The following is a 15,473-nucleotide window of genomic DNA, read 5'->3' as shown; positions in this document are numbered from 1 at the left end:
GTCGGTGGCCGCCTCTACGATGTGCGCCATGCTCGACTCGCTCATCGTGCCGCTGCTGGTGACCACCGACCTGCCGCCCGAGGCGGACCTCGCCGACTTCGGCGCCGTGGTCACCGGCGCCGTCCGTGCGCTCTCGCGCGAGGGGCGGCCCTACGACGCCCTCCTGGCGGGCAAGGTCTTCTGGCTCGACCGCCCCGTCGTGCCCGGCCAGCGGCCCGCCTCCGAGGGCGAACTGCGCTTCGCCGCCCTGCTGGGGCACCTGGCGGTGTCCGGCGGCGACCACACCGCGCGTGAGGTCGTCGCCGACGTTCGCCGGGTCGTTGGCGTGGCGGTCTCCGACCGCTTCGGCGCCACCGGCGCCCCGGCCCCGGCCGTCCTCGCCATCCGCGACCGCGACGTCCGCGAGCGGACCCCCGACGACGCCCTCCCGGTCTCCACCCCCGACCCCACCGCCGACCTGGCCACCGCCACCCGCGCCTACCTCTAACCCCTCTCCACGCGACCTCGCCGACCCCCCACCCCACCGCCCAGGATCACGCCCCACCGCCGGACTCCCCGCCGCACACCTCCGCAGCGCCCCAGCCTCGGGGACGGTCCGGCACGAGTCGGGCCGAGCACAGCGGCCAGGCAACGGAGCGAACCGGGCATAACAAGGCGCGCCAGGCAACAAAGCCGGACGCGAGGCGCACCGGACAACGCACCCGAGCGCGGGGTGCGCCGGGAACGCAGCTGAGCGCGAGGTGGGTGGGGCAACGGAGCTGAGCGCGGCGTGGGCGGGGCAACGGAGCTGAGCGCGGGGTGTGCCGGGCACAGGGGCCGGGCACCGGAGCGGGGCAAGGGGAGGATCGGGTGGGGGCCGGGGGCAGGGGTAGGCGGCCGCAGACACCGGCCCCGTCCACCAATGCGGCGAGCAGCCCAGCCAGTGGGTGATGATCCTGTGCGGTGGTCAGCGGGGGTCGGTGGGTGGTGCTGTGGTTGGGCGTCGGCCTGGTATCGGCTGAGTCGAGCTGGCGTCGGCTGCTGAGCTGGCCCCGTTCACCGATGCGGCGAGTAGTGCAGGCGGTGGGTGGTGATCCTGGGCGGCGGGCAGGGGAGGTCGGTGACCGCCTCCGAAAAAGGTCACGCAGGGGAGTCACGCCATTCGCTGGCGATGGCCGAGTGGACGATCGAGTCCCGATACCCCTCGGGCGTCAAGACATGGTGGCGGACGCGCCCCTCCTCCACCATCCCGGCCATGAGCATCGCCAACTGCGCCGGCACGTTAAGGGGCGACCGCGCCCCCCAGATCCGATGCAGCCCAAGCCGCTTGAACCCGAAGAAGAGGGTCAGCCGGATGAGGTCCGTCCCCAGCCCCCGCCCCCAGAGGTCCGAGCGGAGGCCGAGGCCGATCTCCGCGCTGTGCGGGTGGTCGGCCTCGATGTGCAGCCGGGAGACGCCGATGACCTTGCCGTCGTGGACGTCGGTGACGGCGAGCAGGTAGAGGCGGCGCGGCTCGGTGAGGGCCGCGCCCAGCGCCTCGTCGACCATCCCGGCGACCTCGTCGCGGCTGCGGGGGTTGAAGGGCAGGTGCTCGGTCGCGGCCGGGTCACCGTAGACGGCGTGTAAGGCGTCCACATCGGCGGGCGTGACCTCTCTGAGGCCCAGCCGCGGCCCGGTGACCTGGACGCAACGCATGGGGAGAACCTAACGCGCCCAAGCCGATCTTTACAAGCCTGTCAAGTAGCCAGCTGACTACCGTAAGCTCGCGCGACAAGGTCGGCCAGGAGGCTGTGCGCGCCGAGCGGTTCGGCGTGCCCGGCGTCGACGCCGGCGGCGGCCTCGGCGATGACGGCGGCGGGCAGTTCGTGGCCGATGAGGCACGGGGCCAGGGCCAGCCGCTGGGCGCCGGCTTCGCGCAGGCGGGTGGCGGCGGCGTCCAGGCTGGGCTCGCCGTCGATGCAGGCGGCCACGACCGGCAGGGTGAGCCGGGAGGCCAGCAGTACGGCGGTGGGCTGGGCGGCCTGGACGGCGGCGGGCCCGCCGGCGACGCCGAGGATGACGGCGTCGACCGGGCTGGAGACGTTGATCAGCCGCACCCGGTCGGCCCGGGCCAGGCCGCGCTCGGCCAGCCGGATGTGCAGGGCCTCGGCCAGCAGCGGGTGCGGCCCGAGGGGCTCGGTGACGACGGCGTCGGCGCCGCCGGCGGCGACCTGCTTGCCGATCTCGGCGAGGGGGGCTGGGTCGGGCCAGGTGATCAGCGGCACGATGACCGAGGGGCGGTCGGCGGGCAGGGCGTCGGCCAGGTGGTCGACGGCGCTGAGGCGCACGTCGATCTGCGGGTTGTCCACCCGGACGACGGCGGCGATGTCGGCCGGCACGCCTTCGGTCTCACCGGCCACCGCCAGGACCAGCACGGGAGCGTCCGAGGGCAGGCTGGTGGGGACGGGCGCCCGGTGGCGGCCGCCGCCCGGTCTCGGAGCTCGCTGGCGAACGGGGAGGCTCATGGATGCGCATTTTATGGCTATTCGCCGGTAACGGTGGCCAAAACCGGTCCCACCTGCCCCGGGCGTGTGTGATCGACATCACATCGTGATCGGCCGCCTCGTTGACTTCCGTGCCTTCCCTCCGAATCGTGTACTAGAAATACGTTCTGCTGGAGGACGGATGGCACGACCGTTCTATGTCCGTGAGCTGACCGTCTACCCCGTCGGCGCCCGGCGCGTGCGCCTGCTGGCGGTGGCCGTGCTGGCCAGCCTGGTGGCCAACTTCGAGACCACGCTGGGCACCATCCTTCCGCTGCTGATGAGCGACCTGAAGATGAGCCTCAGCACCTACGGCCTGATCGCCGCCGCCTCGGTGCTGGTGGCCGGCATCTCGGCCGGCTTCGGCGGGATCCTGTCCGACCGCTGGGGCCGGGTGACCATCCTGGTGCCCACCCTCACCGTCACCGCCGCCTGCAACTTCCTGCTGGCCATGGTCGAGACGACCGGCCAGCTCTTCGCGGTGCGCTGCCTGATGCTCTTCATCGAGGGCGCGGGCATCACCATCACCGCCAGCCTGGTGCGCGACTTCTCCCCGCGGATGGGCCGCGCCCAGTCCTTCGGCTTCTGGACCTGGGGGCCGGTCGGCGCCGGCTTCCTGGCCTCGGGGCTGGCGGGGCTGACCCTGCCGATGTTCGGCTACGCCTGGCAGTCGCAGGCGATCATCATGGGCGTGGTCTCGCTGATCCTGTGCGCGATCATCATCTGGCAGATCGCCGAGCCGTGCGCGGCCCTGCGCGCCCAGGTGCTCACCGCCGAGAGCGCGGTCAGCGCCGAGGAGAAGGTCGACCCCGGCAAGGTCCGCGAGCTGCTGCGCCACCCGCACCTGTGGGCGCACGTCTTCGGCAACACCGGCTGGCAGGTCCTCTACTGGACCTTCGCCATCTTCGGGCCGACCATCCTGTTCGGCGCGTTCGGCCTGGACACCGCCACCGCCAACGGGGTGGTCGCGCTCGGGCTGGTGCTCAACGCCGTCGTGGTCATCGGCGTCGGGCGGCTGTCGGACCGTCAGCAGGTGCGCAAGCCGTACATCCTGGGCGGCACGGTGCTGACCATCGCGACCCTGGCCTACTTCATCTCGCTGGTCGGCGAGCGGCCGGGGGCGGCGCACATCGCCGTGGTCTACGCGCTGCTCTTCGTCTTCCTCGGGGTGGCGTACGTGCCGTGGATGGCCGCCTTCTCCGAGGACGCCGAGGACGTCGACTCCCGGCTGCAGGGCGCGGCGCTCGGGTTGTGGGGCATGGTGGTCCGGATCATGGTGGTGGTGCTCCTGGTGACCGCCACGGCGGTGGCCGAAGGCTCCGGCTGGGGCACCTGGCTGCTGATCGCGCTGGCCGGTCAGGTGCTCTTCCTGGCCTCGTTGCCGTTCTTCAGAGGCTCCTGGCGTACGGCCCGCATACCCGCCCCCGCACCGGCCCCCGTGGCACGGCACGACGACTGACCCGGCGCCGGCGGGCGGCGGTGGCAGCCGCCGCCCGCCCTCTCGCGGCGATCACCAGGGTGGTCAGACGGCGCTCGGCCGCTTGGAGCCGGCCGCCGCGGGCTCCTCGAAGTCGTCGGCCTTCGGGGCGATCGCCAGGCCGACGGCGGTGATCGCGAGCGCGGCCAGTACGTAGAGCGAGACCGCCAGCGTCGTGCCGTACGCCTTCAGCAGCGCGATGGCGATGATCGGCGCGAGCGCCCCGCCGAAGATCCCGGCCACCTGGTAGCCCATCGAGGCGCCGCTGTAGCGCAGCCGGGTGCTGAACAGCTCGGCGATGAAGGAGGCCTGCGGGCCGTACATCGCGGCGTGCGTGGCCAGGGCGACCACCGTGGCCAGGGCCATGAGCGGGAAGGAGCGGGTGGCCAGCAGCGGGAAGAAGGCGAACACCCAGGCCGCCGCGGCGACCACGCCGCCCAGGTAGACCAGCCGCCTGCCGTACCGGTCGGACAGGGCCCCGAACAGCGGGATCAGCGCGAGCTGGCAGGCCGAGCCGATGAAGACCGCGTTGAGGCCGGTCTGCCGGTCCATGCCGAGGGTCTCGGTGACGTAGACGAGGATGTAGGCGGTGAAGGTGTAGAAGGCCACGTCCACGCCGATGCGCGCGGTGAAGGCGGAGAACAGCGCCCGCGGGTGGCGGCGGATCACCTCGGCCAGCGGCATCTTGGCCTTGACGCCCTGCTGCTCGACCCGCTCGAACAGCGGCGACTCGGTGATCTTCAGCCGGATCCAGAGCCCGACCAGGACGACGACCGCCGACAGCAGGAACGGCACCCGCCAGCCCCACGACAGGAACGCCTCCTCCGACAGGGTGGCGCTCATCAGCGCGAGCAGGCCGGCCGCCATGAGATTGCCGGCCGGCACGCCGACCTGCGGCCAGCTCGCGTTGAAGCCGCGCCGCTCCTTCGTGCCGTGCTCCATCGACATGATCACCGCGCCGCCCCACTCGCCGCCGAGGCCGAGCCCCTGGACGAAGCGCAGGACGGCCAGCAGGATCGGCGCGGCGACGCCGATGCTGGCGTAGGTGGGCAGGACGCCGATCAGGACGGTCGCGATGCCCATCATGAGCAGCGTGACGACCAGCACGGTCTTGCGGCCGGCGCGGTCGCCGAAGTGGCCGAAGACGATGCCGCCGATGGGGCGGGCGGCGAAGGCGACGGCGTTGGTGGCGAAGGCGGCCAGGGTGCCCGCCACCGGGTCGAGGCTGGGGAAGAAGAGCTTGTTGAAGACCACGGCCGCCGCGGTGGAGTAGAGGAAGAAGTCGTACCACTCCAGGGACGTGCCGATCAGGCTGGCGGTGATCACGCGCCGCGTCTGGTGCATGTGATCGCTCCTTGGGATCGGGGGGCTGACCTCACCATAAAAATTGTTCAACAATTCGACAAGGGGTTTGTTCGCTGATTTCATGGTGACCGTGCGCAACGCGGTAGCCGGCCTCGAAGGTGTGCGATCCAGAATCGGCCGGGCCAGCGTGGCCGAGGAGGTCGCCGACGTGCTGCGCGAGCGCATCATCGAAGGCGTGCTCCCGCCCGGCACCCAGTTGCTCGAAGGCGAGATCTCCGAGGCGCTCCAGGTCTCCCGCAACACCCTGCGCGAGGCCTTCCGGCTGCTCGGCCACGAGCGGCTGCTCGAACACCGGCGCAACAAGGGGGTGTTTGTCCGGATCCTGTCCGCCGCCGACGTGGCCGACCTCTACCGCGTGCGCCGCGTCATCGAGGGCGCCGGAGTGCGGCGGACCCCCTCCCCGGCCGCCCTGGCCGCCATCCGCGAGGCGGTGACCGACGCGCTGCGCGCCGCCGAGCAGGACGACTGGACCGCGGTCGGCACCGCCAACAGCCGCTTCCACCAGGCGATCGTCACCCTCAACCAGAGCCCGCGGCTGGACGAGTCGATGCGGCACCTGCTGGCCGAGCTGCGCCTGGTCTTCCACGTGATGAAGAACCAGCGCTCGCTGCACGAGCCCTTCGTCGAGCGCAACCGCGAGCTGCTCGACCTGATCGAGGCCGGCCGGGCGGAGGAGGCGGGCCGCTACCTCGAGTCCTACCTCGACGACGCCGAGAAGCTCCTGCTCCAGGACTACGAGCCGGAGCGCTTCCGCGACTGAGCTTTCGTGACGGACCTGTGATCAACCGCCCGGTTCGGCGGGCGGTCCAACGGGGTGAACGGAAGGAGTTCACCACGATGAGGATCACCTCAGCGGCACTCGCGGCGGCGCTCGCGACCGCCGTCACGGCGGCCGGCGCCGCGCCCGCCGCCGCCCAGGGGCCACCGGTCGCCCGGCTGGCCTGGATCAAGTCCTGTCCCGACCGGGACGCCGTCGAGCAGGCCTGCGGACGCTGGCGGCTCGTCCTGTCCGACGGCCGCACGCTCACCGTCAAGGACTCGGCCACCAACCGGATCGGCGGCGACGGCGCCAAAGCGCTGTTCGAGTCGGCTCTCACACTGAGCGCCGACGGCCGGTGGCTGGCCTACGAGCGGGCCGGCGACCACCGCCTGGTGGTGCGCCGGGTCGGTGGAGCGGCCAAGGTCTTACCCGCGTCGCTGGTGCCGAAGCGGACCGGCACCGACCCGGTCGAACTGCGTCTGTCGCCGCGCGGGGAGCGGCTCGTGGTCGCCTTCCCGGACGCCGACCCGCCGGTCCCCGCCCGCATCGTGGACCTGCGCGGCGGCGGCATCACCAAGCTGCCGGTCGAGGACGAGGTCGAGGCGCTCAGCGGCGACGGCGACGAGGTGCTGGTCCGGCGCCACCTGCCGGACAACACCACCAAGCTGGTCGCGCGCCGGCTCGACGGCACCGGCCTGGAGCGGACGCCGCCGCAGGTCGTCATGGGCGCCACCGTCCTGGCGCTGGCGCGCGACGGGCGTACGGTCGCCGCCTTCGTGCCCGGCCACGAGGACAGGCGCAAGCCTCCCGGCCTGCGGCTGTACGACCTGGCGACCGGCGAGCTGTCGGCGGCCCGGCCGCTGCCGCTCAAGCCGGCCGACGGCCCCGACCGGGCCCGCTGGCTCGACGACGACCGGCTGGCGATCTACCAGGTCCACGCCTCCGACCGCGGCTCGACGGTGATACGGGTGCTCACCGTGGACGCGGCCACCGGCGCCACGCGCCCCTCCTGGCGGGTGCGCGTGCCCGAGGACAGCTACTCCTACACCATCGCGGGGGAATGACGGCCATGAAGATCCTCCTCACCGCCGCGCTGGCACTGGGCCTGCTGGCCGTGCCGGCCCAGGCCTCGCCCGCGCACGACGCGGTCCGCTACGCCTCGGTCAAGGGCTGCGGCGACGACGACGCCTACCACCCCTGCGGCTTCTGGCGGCTGACCACGCACGACGGGCGGACGCGCCTGCTCAAGGACGCCGCGGTCGTCGCCCGCGAGGCCGACGGCAAGTCCTCGGTGTACCAGGCCGCGCCGCTGGCGGTGAGCGGCGACGGCCTGAAGATCGCCTACCTCACCCGGCAGGGCCGGCTGGCGGTCCGCACGGTCGGCGGCGGCGTCCGGCTCCTGCCCGGGGACGCCCTGCCGCGGATCGCCCAGTACTCCATCACCCTGCACCTGTCCGGCGACGGCTCCCGGCTCGCGGCCGTCTTCGGCGACGAGAAGCCGCGGGCCACCCGCCTCTTCGACACCGCCACCGGCCGCCGGCTCGGCACCGTGCCCGGCGCCGAGACCTTCGTCGACTTCAGCGGCGACGGCGACGAGGTGCTGACCTCCTACGACGGCGACGAGGGCACCTACGACCTGCGCGTCTACACCGACACCGGCCAGCGGCTGGCCGACGTCTCCCCGCCGCAGCTCGTCGCCGCCAACAGCCCCGAGGCCCTGGCCGCCGACGGGCGCACCACTGCCAGCCTCGTCACGGGCGACCGGCCCGAACTGGTCCTGTACGACACCAGGACCGACGTGGTCACCTCCCGCGTGCCGGTCAAGCTGCCCGCCGGGCACGACCTGCACGCCCTCGACTGGACCGGGGTGAACGAGGTCACCGTCCACCTCGTCCGCGCCAGGGACGACCGGCCGTCGATCATGTCGGTCCACCGGCTCGACGTGCTCACCGGCAAGCTCAAGCTCCGCGACCGCTACCGGCTCCGCACCGACAGCTACACCTTCGCCGCCTGCGGCGGCTAGCTTGGCCGGGTGGAGGTTCACTCGACCCGGGTCATGGCCGCCCGCGCCGCCGATCTGTCGTGGGCGTTGCTGCGCGAGCCGGAGCGCGTCCCGGAGATCCTGCGCAGGTACGGCGAGGCGGACCCGGTCTCCGTCGCCGACCTGGCGGCGCTCCGGCAGGTGGCCGAGCGGATCGTGGAGGTCTTCGCCGCGCCCGGCGTGCCCGAGGCGGCCCGGCTGCTCAACGGCCTGTTCGCCGAGCACGCCCGGCCGCCCCGGCTGACCGACCACGACGGGTCCGCCGCGTGGCACCTGCACGTGGACACGCCCTCGGCGGGGTGGGCGCAGTGGTTCGCCTCCGCCTCGGCGATGGCGCTGGCGGTGCTCCTGGCCGACCTGCAGCGGCTGCCGGGCGGGCTCTGCTCGGCCCGCTCGTGCGGCCGGCCGTACCTCGACCTCGGGGGCGGGAGCGCGCGGCGCTACTGCAGCAGCCGCTGCGCCACCCGCGAACGGGTCGCCGCCCACCGGGCCGCGCGCGGCGGCTAGCCGGGCGTCAGGGGCGGGGGGACAGCAGGGCGTAGGCGAGGGCCGCCAGGAGCATGATCCCGGCCCCGGCCAGCAGGGCGGCCTCGACCGACCGGTCCACCAGCGGCCCGGCCGCGGCCGAGCCCAGCGCGAACGAGGTGATCTTCAAGCTGGCTCCGGTGGTGAAGATCTGGCTGCGCAGGTGCGCCGGGGCCTCGCGGTGCCGTACCGCGAACAGGGCGGTCAGTTGCGGGCCCTCGCCCACCCCGGCCAGCACCGCGGCCAGGATCGCCACCGGCATCGACTGCGCCACCGCGGCCAGCCCCAGCGCGGCGGCGATCACCAGCGTGGACAGCAGGAGCACCCGGTCGGGGTCGAAGGTCCGCCTGGCGAGCACCCCGTTGGCGGCCAGGCCCGCCACCGCGACCACCGCGAGCAGCAGCGCCCCGTGCCCGGTCTGGCCGGTCAGCCGCTGGCCCAGCAGCGGCGCGGCGACCACGAGCATGGCGACGCCGCCCATCGAGATCATCGAGACCACCGTGGCGCGCCTCAGCGAGCCGGGCCGGGCGATGGCCACGAAACCGGCGGCCAGCTCCCGCAGCACGCCCTTCGAGGCGGGCGCCGCCTCGTGGGCGTCCGGCGGGCGGCGTTTCGGGAGGGACCAGGCGCCGCCTACGGCCGCCAGCACGAGCGCGAGGGCGCTCAGGGCGGCCACCTGCGGCCCGGCCACCGAGGCCAGCGCGCCCACGACGGCCGGACCGGCGAGCCCGGCCACGTTGTAGGTCATCGCGTCCAGCGCGTTGGCCCTGGGCAGCCGGGCGGGCTCGGCGACCAGCGGAAGTTGCGCCGTCCACCCGCCGGCCAGTGCGGGACCGAGCAGCCCGGCCAGCACCGCCACCCCGACCAGGACGCCGTGCGGCAGCCGTCCCACGCCCGCGACGATGATCGCGAGCCCGGCGGCGTACCCGCCCATGCTCGCCGCGAGCACCAGACCGGGCCGCCGCACCCGGTCGAGGAAGACCCCGAGGAGCGGCCCGCCCACCGCCGCCGAGACGGTCAGCCCGGCCAGCAGCGACGCCCCGGCCGAGGCCGATCCGGTCACCGCCAGCCCGAGCAGCAATAACGCGGGTCCGGCCATCTCGTTCCCGGTCCGGGCGGCGACGGCTCCGGCCATGTAACGTCCTAGCACGCCCGAGACGTTACCGGATTGACCGCCACCGCCGTTTCGAACGTATACTCGATTGCATGTTCCAGGCTTCGCTGCTCGACCTCGACACGCCGACCGCGCCGGGGGAGCTCGGCCCGGCCGTGCGCAGGATCACCCTCGACCACGGCGCCTGGATCGACCTGCGCCCGGCCTGGATGTCGGGCGCCGACGCGCTCTACGAGCGGCTGGCCGCCGACGTGCCCTGGCAGGCCGAGCGCCGCCGCATGTACGACCGCGTGGTCGACGTCCCGCGCCTGCTGAAGTTCTACCGCGAGGGCGAGGCGCTGCCCGACCCCGCGCTCGACGAGGCCCGCCAGGCGCTCAACGCGCACTACGAGCACGAGCTCGGCGAGCCGTTCGTCACCGCCGGCCTGTGCTTCTACCGCGACGGCCGCGACAGCGTCGCCTGGCACGGCGACACCATCGGCCGGGGCGGCACCGAGGACACCATGGTCGCCATCGTCTCCGTCGGCGCCCCGCGCGCCCTGCACCTGCGTCCCCGCGGCGGCGGGGCCTCGCTGCGCTACGACCTCGGGCACGGCGACCTCATCGTCATGGGCGGCAGTTGCCAGCGCACCTGGGAACACGCCATCCCCAAGTCCTCGGCCGCGGTCGGCCCCCGGATCAGCATCCAGTTCCGTCCCCGCGGCGTCCGCTGACCGGCCGGACCACCTGGCCCCGTTTTCAGGTGGTCCGGCCGGAAGCCGGGGATCAGATCATCCGGCCGCTGGCGGTGTTGCGGGCCGCCTGGTAGGCCTCGACCGCCGCGGCGCCGAAGTAGGCCGCCACCGCGGTGTCGGGGATACCGTCACCGTCGAGGTCGGCGACGCCGGAGGTGACGCCGTCGAGGTGGCCGAGGCGGCTGCCGGGCGAGTACCGCGCCAGCCACGAGGAGCCGGGGAAACCGGCGTCCGGCGTGCCGATGCCGACCATCCGCTCCTCGGGCCGGCCCGGCCTGCTCACGGTGAACGTCGAGCCGTCCGCCCGCCCGCCGGAGTGGTCGAAGACGTCCCGCCGCTCGCCGAGCGGCTGGTTCCAGGCGAAGCCCTGGGCACCGGCGTTGTCGCCCAGCCGTCCGCCGCTGACCAGCACGTCGCCCGGCGCGAGGCTGACCCGGTCGAACACGGTGACGAAGGCGAAGTCCAGGGCCGGTGTCCTGGAACTCTCGTAGGCGGCCGGCACGCTCGCCTGCTTGCCGACGTACACGCCGAGCGGCGCCGTGTCGTCGGCCTGGTCCGGGACGAAGACCCACTTGCCGAGCGAGCCCATCGGGGCCTCGACGTCGAGCAGGCAGTGCCCGGCGGTGGCCACGAGGTTGCGGTAGTTGGCCTGCAGCGAGGTGCCGGCGCACCAGTGCGGCCGCAGGTCGCTGCCGAGGAAGTACACCTTCCCCGTGGTGGTCGGGGTCTTGCCCTTGGGCGGGTCGAGCGCCTCCGTGGCGGGGACGGTCCCGGGCTTGCCGTCCGGGACGATCTCGGCCGCCGCGCGTTCCGCGCCGACCGCGCTCCGGACGGTGTACGGCGTGGCCGCCGCCAGGTTGGCCCCGCCGTCGCCGAGCCAGAACCTCGCGACCGCCTGCGCTTCGGCCGGCATGGGGGCCAGCGGCTCGATCCACACGCCCGTGGCCTGGGCCGGTGTGGCGGTGAGGGCCGAAGCCGCCAGGCTCAAGCCGGTTCCCAGCGCGATCACTGCACGCCTCATAGGCGATCTCTCTTCCCTTGGACGAACCCCGGGGGGCGGGTAGCAAGATCGTAGTAAGGCGAGGTGTCAGACCGCTAGAGGAATTAGAGCACTAGTTCGATTAGTTCGCCGCTTGACCTGGAGTGCACTCCAGGATCCACACTCCCAGCCATGAAATATCGCAGCATCGGCACCACCCCGGAGACCCGTCGCGACGTCAGCGTCCTGGCGCTCGGGGCGATGCTCTTCGGCAGCTTCACCGACGAGCAGACCTCCTTCGCCATCCTCGACCGCTACGTCGAGGCGGGCGGCACCTTCATCGACACCTCCGACAACTACGCCTTCTGGCACGACGGCGGGCAGGGCGGGCAGAGCGAGGAACTGCTGGGCCGCTGGCGGCGCAGCCGGGGGATCGGCGACGAGGTGGTCATCGCGACCAAGCTCGGCGCCCGCCCGCTCGCGCCGGGGACGAGCTACACCGACAACGCCGAAGGCCTGTCCGCGGCGATGATCAGGGAGTCGGCCGAGCGCAGCCGCGAGCGGCTGGGCGTGGAGCGCATCGACCTGCTGTACGCGCACATCGAGGACCGCGCGGTCGACCTCGAGGAGACGGTGGCCGGGTTCGGCGCGCTGGTCGAGGAGGGCACGGTGGGGCTGCTCGGGGTGAGCAACCACGCCATCTGGCGGGTCGAGCGGGCCCGGGCGCTGGCCAAGGCGGCGGGGGTGGCGGGCTACGAGGTGCTGCAGTACCAGCACAGCCTGCTGCGGCCGCGGTTCGACGTGCCTGAGACGATCTTCGAGGACGGCAGCCTCGGGCACGCGGGCGCCGAACTGCTGAGCTACCTGCGCGCCGAGCCGGAGCTGACCCTGGTCGCGTACTCGCCGCTGCTCGGCGGGGTCTACGCCCGCGAGGACAAGGCTCTGCCGTACGACTACGAGCACCCGGGTACGGCGGCGCGGCTGGCGGTGCTGCGGGAGGTCGCCAAGGAGACCGGCGCGACGCCGGGGCAGGTCGTGCTGGCCTGGCAGATCGGCGGGCCGTTCCCGATCATTCCGCTGGCCGGGGCCTCCTCGGTGGCGCAACTGGAGGAGAACCTCGCGGCGGTGGACCTGGAGCTGACCGCCGACCAGCGGGCCCGCCTCGACGCGACCCGCTGACCGGGAGCCCCTCAGGGGCGGAGCGGCTCGAACAGCAGGCGGAGGACGGCTGGACGGGCGCTCAGCCGGTGCCGCGGCAGGACGCCCGGCCCGCACGAGGCCGACCCCAGACCGTGCTGGGCCAGATCGAGGTTGACGTGCACCCGGTCGTCCGGCACCAGGTCGGTGCGGTGCCTCGCCCGGTCGAGCGCCTCGGTGCTCCACCGCCGCACGGTGAGCGCGAACCGGTCGACACCCCGCACCCGCAGGCCGGTGCCGCCGGGGGTGCGCAGTTCGGCCCAGCGGACGTCGGCCCGGCTGCCGTTCTCCTGGGGCAGGACGTACGGGGTTTGGAGCTCCTCGACGGTGGCGCGGAACCTGCCCACGCGGGCGGCGCGGCAGGAGTCGGCGTACGCCTCGCCGGGGCCGCGGCCGAACCACTCGACGGTGGAGACGTCCCCGGGCAGGGTGAGCCGGAGGCCCAGGCGGGGGAGGGGGAAGGTCTCCCAGTCGCCGGTGGGCGTGATCTCGACGGTCAGGTGGAGGCCGTGCTCGGCGGCTGTCCAGTGGTAGGCGGCGAGCATGGCGCGGTCGTGGGCGGCCGCGGCCGTCCGGGTTCGTACGGTGAGGCCGGTGTCGGTGCGGGTCTGCTCCAGGACGCGTTCGTGCAGGCGGTCGAGCCCGGCGGCTCGCCAGTTCCAGGCGTCGGGGGACAGGCGGTCGTTGTCCGTGGGCGCCCGCCACAGCTCCAGCCGCGGCCCGTCGAGGTCGAGCTCTCCAAGCCGCGCCAACCGTCCCGTGGCCGGCTCGAACACCGCCCCACCGGGCCACTCCCGAGGTCCGGCACCGGGCGGGGCGGCCGGGTCGGGGCCCGGGTCGAGCTGGGCCTGGCCCCAGGGCTCGTCCCGGGCGAGCTCGGCCCGCACGGTCACCCAGCTTTCTCGTGAAATATCGGGAAAGTCCGGCAGGGGGACCTCGGCCGTCGCCCCGGCGGCCACCACCCCCGGCAGGTCGAGCACCCCCGAGGCGACCTCCACCCCCTCCTCCTCGACCCTCCACCGAAAGACCAGGTGCGACAGGTCGGCGAAGTCGTACCGGTTCGAGATCACCGCCACCCCGTCCCGCACCTCGATCCGCACCGGCTCGACGACCTTCTTGAACTCCACCAACCCCGGCGAAGGCCTGCGATCGGGAAACACCAGTCCGTCGGTGACGAAGTTCCCGTCATGCAGCTCCTCCCCGAAGTCCCCGCCGTAGGCGAAGCCGTACACCGGATGAGCCAGCCCATGATCGATCCACTCCCAGACGAACCCGCCGGCCAGCCGCGGATACCGCTCGAAGAGCTCCTGGTACTCGCCGAGCCCGCCGGGCCCGTTCCCCATCGCGTGCGCGTACTCGCACAACACGAACGGCAACCCCCGCCGCCGCGCGTCGGCCGCCGGGTCGTCGAGCGGCGCCTCCTCCCGCCGCCCGATCAGCTCGACCTCCGCCACCGAGGCGTACATCCGGCTGTAGATATCGACATATCCGGATTCGAGGTCGTGCTCGTAGTGGATCGGCCGCGACGGATCCCGCTCCCGCGCCCACTCCGCCATCGCCCGCAGGTTGTCCCCGGTCCCCGACTCGTTGCCGAGCGACCACATGATCACCGACGGCCGGTTCTTATCCCGCTCGACCATCCGCGCCATCCGGTCGAGATACGCCTCCCGCCAGCGCGGATCCGCGCTCGGATTGTCCCGCCAGCCCACGACCGCGAACCCGTGCGTCTCCAGGTCGCACTCGTCGATCACCCACATCCCGTACTCGTCGCACAGCTCCAGGAAGCGCGGGTGCGGCGGGTAGTGGCTGGTCCGCACCGCGTTGACGTTGTGCTGCTTCATCAGCTCGAGGTCGGCCCGCATGGTCGCCTCGTCGAGCGTGCGGCCGGTGCGCGGGTGGAACTCGTGCCGGTTGACGCCCCGCAGCAGCACCGGCCGCCCGTTCACCATCAGCACCCCGCCCTCGACCGAGACCCGCCGGAACCCGATGCGCAGCCGTACCGTCTCGCCGCCGCCCGCCAGCGTCGCGTCGTAGAGCCGCGGCCGCTCCGCCGACCACGGCTCGACCGCCGCCGTGCGTTCCTCCCCGGCCGGTACGGCATGCAGCCCCAGCTCCGGCACGGACACCACGGCCCCCGGCGTCGCGCACTCCACCCGCAACGCCCCCAGCCCGGTCGCCGGGTCGAAGCCGGCCTGCACGAAGAAGTCGTCCAGCACCGGCCGGGCCAGCAGCGTCACCTCGCGGAAGATGCCCGACAGCCACCACATGTCCTGGTCCTCCAGGTAGCTGCCCGGCGACCACTGGTGCACCCGGACCGCCAGCATGTTGCGGCCCTCGCGCGGGGCGACCTCGAACTCGACCGGCAACCGGCTGCCCGTCGAGAAGCCGAGCTCCACGCCGTTCAGCCAGGCGGTGAAGCACGAGTCGACCCCCTCGAAGCGCAGCACCGCCGCCCGCCCCGCCCAGCCGGCCGGCAGGTCGAACTCGCGCCGGTAGTCGCCGGTCGGGTTCGCGTCCGGGACGTGCGGCGGCTCGATGGGGAAGGGGTAGTTCACGTTGGTGTAGGCGGGCTTGCCGTACCCGTGGAGCTGCCACATCGACGGCACCGGCAGCTCGTCCCAGCCGGAGAAGTCGGCGGTCAGGGGCTCGCCCTCGGCGGTCGGCGACAGCCGGAAGCGCCACGGCCCGCCGAGGTCGAGGCGCGGGGCGTCGGAGCTGAAGGCCGCGCGCGGGTTGCGGCGGCCCGTGCCGGGGAGGAAGGCGGACAGGTGATCGCGCAT

At 73.3% G+C, this 15,473-nt stretch carries 14 protein-coding genes; 8 read left to right on the top strand and 6 right to left on the bottom strand.

All coding sequences use genetic code 11. From position 1 onward, the window contains the following. Positions 1–28 precede the first annotated feature (28 nt). Positions 29–487 (top strand): hypothetical protein, encoded by a 459-nt coding sequence (locus AB0I67_RS26205; RefSeq protein WP_357928165.1) that lies wholly within the window; start codon positions 29–31, stop codon positions 485–487. A gap of 632 nt (positions 488–1,119) precedes the next feature. Here AB0I67_RS26205 and AB0I67_RS26200 read toward each other — a convergent pair. Both AB0I67_RS26200 and AB0I67_RS26195 read right to left on the bottom strand, forming a co-directional pair. Beyond that, on the bottom strand, positions 1,120–1,674 hold the full coding sequence (locus AB0I67_RS26200; protein WP_357928163.1) for a GNAT family protein: 555 nt from the start codon (positions 1,672–1,674) through the stop codon (positions 1,120–1,122). A 41-nt stretch (positions 1,675–1,715) separates the two neighbouring features. After that, entirely contained in the window at positions 1,716–2,483 is a 768-nt protein-coding gene (locus AB0I67_RS26195) for a hypothetical protein (protein ID WP_357928162.1), read from the bottom strand. A 160-nt stretch (positions 2,484–2,643) separates the two neighbouring features. On the opposite strand from AB0I67_RS26195, the gene AB0I67_RS26190 reads away from it, so the two are divergent. Beyond that, a complete protein-coding gene (locus AB0I67_RS26190) occupies positions 2,644–3,960 on the top strand; it encodes an MFS transporter (protein ID WP_357928161.1) in 1,317 nt (438 codons plus the stop codon). A gap of 63 nt (positions 3,961–4,023) precedes the next feature. Here AB0I67_RS26190 and AB0I67_RS26185 read toward each other — a convergent pair whose 3' ends face one another. Next, positions 4,024–5,322 carry an MFS transporter gene (locus AB0I67_RS26185; RefSeq protein ID WP_357928160.1) on the bottom strand — a complete coding sequence of 433 codons (1,299 nt, stop codon included), beginning with the start codon at positions 5,320–5,322 and terminating at the stop codon, positions 4,024–4,026. 121 nt (positions 5,323–5,443) lie between these two features. On the opposite strand from AB0I67_RS26185, the gene AB0I67_RS26180 reads away from it, so the two are divergent. From AB0I67_RS26180 to AB0I67_RS26165, 4 genes are all read left to right on the top strand, one after another. Then, positions 5,444–6,103: a GntR family transcriptional regulator gene (locus AB0I67_RS26180; protein ID WP_357928158.1), complete on the top strand. Its 660-nt coding sequence runs from the start codon at positions 5,444–5,446 to the stop codon at positions 6,101–6,103. 77 nt (positions 6,104–6,180) lie between these two features. Then, the gene (locus AB0I67_RS26175) at positions 6,181–7,167 is read left to right on the top strand and encodes a hypothetical protein (protein WP_357928156.1); all 987 of its coding nucleotides are present in this window, start codon (positions 6,181–6,183) and stop codon (positions 7,165–7,167) included. 5 nt (positions 7,168–7,172) lie between these two features. Then, positions 7,173–8,126, top strand: a complete 954-nt coding sequence (locus AB0I67_RS26170) for a hypothetical protein (RefSeq protein ID WP_357928155.1) — start codon at positions 7,173–7,175, stop codon at positions 8,124–8,126. 9 nt (positions 8,127–8,135) lie between these two features. Further along, a complete protein-coding gene (locus AB0I67_RS26165; RefSeq protein WP_357928153.1) occupies positions 8,136–8,651 on the top strand; it encodes a CGNR zinc finger domain-containing protein in 516 nt (171 codons plus the stop codon). Between the two features lie 7 nt (positions 8,652–8,658). Here the strand turns inward: AB0I67_RS26165 and AB0I67_RS26160 are convergent, their stop codons facing one another. Next, positions 8,659–9,819 (bottom strand): MFS transporter, encoded by a 1,161-nt coding sequence (locus AB0I67_RS26160; protein ID WP_357928152.1) that lies wholly within the window; start codon positions 9,817–9,819, stop codon positions 8,659–8,661. Positions 9,820–9,875: 56 nt separating this feature from the next. Here AB0I67_RS26160 and AB0I67_RS26155 point away from each other — a divergent pair, with 56 nt between their 5' ends. Next, entirely contained in the window at positions 9,876–10,496 is a 621-nt protein-coding gene (locus AB0I67_RS26155; protein WP_357928150.1) for an alpha-ketoglutarate-dependent dioxygenase AlkB, read from the top strand. 52 nt (positions 10,497–10,548) lie between these two features. Here the strand turns inward: AB0I67_RS26155 and AB0I67_RS26150 are convergent, their stop codons facing one another. After that, positions 10,549–11,538: a hypothetical protein gene (locus AB0I67_RS26150; protein WP_357928148.1), complete on the bottom strand. Its 990-nt coding sequence runs from the start codon at positions 11,536–11,538 to the stop codon at positions 10,549–10,551. Between the two features lie 150 nt (positions 11,539–11,688). On the opposite strand from AB0I67_RS26150, the gene AB0I67_RS26145 reads away from it, so the two are divergent. Further along, on the top strand, positions 11,689–12,675 hold the full coding sequence (locus AB0I67_RS26145) for an aldo/keto reductase (RefSeq protein WP_357928146.1): 987 nt from the start codon (positions 11,689–11,691) through the stop codon (positions 12,673–12,675). 11 nt (positions 12,676–12,686) lie between these two features. On the opposite strand, the gene AB0I67_RS26140 is transcribed toward AB0I67_RS26145, so the two are convergent. Then, positions 12,687–15,473 (bottom strand): glycoside hydrolase family 2 TIM barrel-domain containing protein, encoded by a 2,787-nt coding sequence (locus AB0I67_RS26140; protein ID WP_357928144.1) that lies wholly within the window; start codon positions 15,471–15,473, stop codon positions 12,687–12,689.

Source organism: Nonomuraea sp. NPDC050310, assembly GCF_040655795.1.
Lineage (GTDB): Bacteria > Actinomycetota > Actinomycetes > Streptosporangiales > Streptosporangiaceae > Nonomuraea.
Note: the sequence above shows the minus strand (reverse complement) of the source record. Positions and strands in the feature narration are given on the sequence as shown.

Bases quoted from the DNA above. Each gene is read 5' to 3' on its own strand.
- AB0I67_RS26205 (WP_357928165.1), top strand. From the start codon at position 29: ATGCTCGACTCGCTCATCGTGCCGCTGCTGGTGACCACCGACCTGCCG.
- AB0I67_RS26200 (WP_357928163.1), bottom strand. From the start codon at position 1,674: ATGCGTTGCGTCCAGGTCACCGGGCCGCGGCTGGGCCTCAGAGAGGTC.
- AB0I67_RS26195 (WP_357928162.1), bottom strand. From the start codon at position 2,483: ATGAGCCTCCCCGTTCGCCAGCGAGCTCCGAGACCGGGCGGCGGCCGC.
- AB0I67_RS26190 (WP_357928161.1), top strand. From the start codon at position 2,644: ATGGCACGACCGTTCTATGTCCGTGAGCTGACCGTCTACCCCGTCGGC.
- AB0I67_RS26185 (WP_357928160.1), bottom strand. From the start codon at position 5,322: ATGCACCAGACGCGGCGCGTGATCACCGCCAGCCTGATCGGCACGTCC.
- AB0I67_RS26175 (WP_357928156.1), top strand. From the start codon at position 6,181: ATGAGGATCACCTCAGCGGCACTCGCGGCGGCGCTCGCGACCGCCGTC.
- AB0I67_RS26170 (WP_357928155.1), top strand. From the start codon at position 7,173: ATGAAGATCCTCCTCACCGCCGCGCTGGCACTGGGCCTGCTGGCCGTG.
- AB0I67_RS26155 (WP_357928150.1), top strand. From the start codon at position 9,876: ATGTTCCAGGCTTCGCTGCTCGACCTCGACACGCCGACCGCGCCGGGG.
- AB0I67_RS26150 (WP_357928148.1), bottom strand. From the start codon at position 11,538: ATGAGGCGTGCAGTGATCGCGCTGGGAACCGGCTTGAGCCTGGCGGCT.
- AB0I67_RS26145 (WP_357928146.1), top strand. From the start codon at position 11,689: ATGAAATATCGCAGCATCGGCACCACCCCGGAGACCCGTCGCGACGTC.
- AB0I67_RS26140 (WP_357928144.1), bottom strand. From the start codon at position 15,473: ATGCGCGATCACCTGTCCGCCTTCCTCCCCGGCACGGGCCGCCGCAAC.